This window comes from Vibrio sp. 10N.222.55.C6, from assembly GCF_041473395.1.
Lineage (GTDB): Bacteria > Pseudomonadota > Gammaproteobacteria > Enterobacterales > Vibrionaceae > Vibrio > Vibrio crassostreae_C.
The window spans coordinates 1-637 of the sequence record NZ_JBFRSD010000577.1; the positions used below are offsets into that span (position 1 = coordinate 1).

Below are 637 nucleotides of genomic sequence, written 5' to 3' on the forward strand. Positions count from 1 at the left end.
ACAGTGTTTATCGTGGTTTCATTGAACAACGACTTTAATCTGAGTCGCATTGAACGCTACCTGGCACTCGCAAATGAAGCACAAGTTGAAGCGGTTATCGTCCTGACTAAGAAAGACTTGTGTGACGACTACGAAGGCAAAGTACAACAGGTACAAAGCTTAGACCCGATGCTCATGATCGAAGCGGTCAATAGCCTAGATCAAGGCTCAACCCAAGTACTTTCACCTTGGTGTAAAATCGGCAAGACCGTCGCGCTAATGGGCTCTTCTGGTGTGGGTAAGTCGACTTTGGTTAACTCATTGCTAGGTGAAGCATCGCAGGCAACTGGTGGTATTCGTGAAGACGACAGTAAAGGTCGTCATACAACCACATCACGATCACTCCACTTGCTCGCATCAGGTGGCTTGCTTCTCGACACTCCAGGAATGCGAGAGCTACAACTTGCAGACTGCGCTGAAGGCGTGAGTGAAACTTTTTCAGACGTCAAAGAGTTAGCAATGCACTGCCGCTTCTCTGATTGTCATCATGAATCAGAGCCGGGATGCAAGATAAGGGCTGCCATTGAGAGTGGTGAACTGTCTGAAAGACGATTTACTAACTATCAAAAGCTACTGAGAGAGCAAGCAAGAAACGGCG

The 637-nt window shown here is 47.6% G+C and carries 1 protein-coding gene; it reads left to right on the forward strand.

Features of this window, described 5'->3' with window-relative positions; translation table 11 throughout:
* On the forward strand, positions 1-637 hold a 637-nt coding region (gene rsgA, locus AB4486_RS25165), incomplete at both ends, for a ribosome small subunit-dependent GTPase A (protein WP_372119434.1).